Raw genomic sequence first — 976 nt, forward strand, 5'->3', positions numbered from 1 at the left:
GTACTCACTGGGGCAGCAGCCGATGAAGGAGCCGGGCTGACCCCGGTTCTTGAACCGTTTCCAGTCACCCACTTCCGAAGTGATGATGGCATAGCTGAGTTCACCCAGTCCTTTGGGGCGAACTTCGCCTGTCGGGGTTCTCTCCTGCGTCGCCTCAGATGCACCGGCCTTCACCGTCTTGAATTTGCTGATGGCCTGCTTTTTGAGCTCGTCGCTATCACTGTTTAGTTGCAGGCACATTCTCTGCATGGGCTCAAGCATGCCCACCAGCCACGCGCGGCAGGCGGCGAGCAAATCGGCTTTGAGCTGCTCCCAGTTCTTGGGCGTCCACCAGCCCTTGAGCTCCTTCAACCAGCCATGGTCCCACAGCAGGCTGCACCCTTGGGCTGCAATCTGACAACGCATCTTGATCAGCTGAGACCGTCGACGGTGATACCCTCGTTGTTGTTGTTTCTCCACCGAGGGGATCCGGACCGGGCGCAGGCAGGCTCGGTTGCCCCGGCTCACATAATCCCAGAGCAAGGAGGCCAGCTTGCGGGCGTCGCGTTTGTCGGTCTTGCGTTTGCCGCTGAGTTCCTGGGGGGCAACCACCATGCTGCCGGCTCCGGCACCTTCCAACTCACGGTGGAACTCCCAGCCGAAGCCACAAGCCTCCTGGACGCAATGGACTTCACAGCCTTGCTTGATGAGCCAGCCAACCAGTTCAACCCAGAGGCTGCGAGGATGCTTGCCCAGATTGAGCGGTTGGCCTCCGGCGACGATCAGGGCGCCTGCGGGAGTGTTTAGCTCCAGGTCCAGGCCCAGGGTGACACGGCGTTCCTGGCCGGCAAGATGGAGGGCCTTACAGATCGCTGCGTGACAAGGGATGGGGGTGTGCAAAGTATAGGTAGTCATGATGGTGTGGGTCAGTGCCTTTCGCGTGGCACCAGGCACGTTGCCTGTTGTTTACTGATCCCGCCATCATGGCGTCTGGTAT

At 60.3% G+C, this 976-nt stretch carries 1 protein-coding gene; it reads right to left on the reverse strand.

Going from position 1 to position 976, the window contains the following annotated elements; translation table 11 throughout:
• On the reverse strand, positions 1–894 hold an 894-nt coding region (locus tag BV106_RS34765; protein WP_038172886.1), incomplete at its 3' end, for a hypothetical protein.
• Positions 895–976: the final 82 nt, after the last annotated feature.

Source organism: Verrucomicrobium sp. BvORR106, from assembly GCF_000739655.1.
GTDB lineage: Bacteria > Verrucomicrobiota > Verrucomicrobiia > Verrucomicrobiales > Verrucomicrobiaceae > Verrucomicrobium.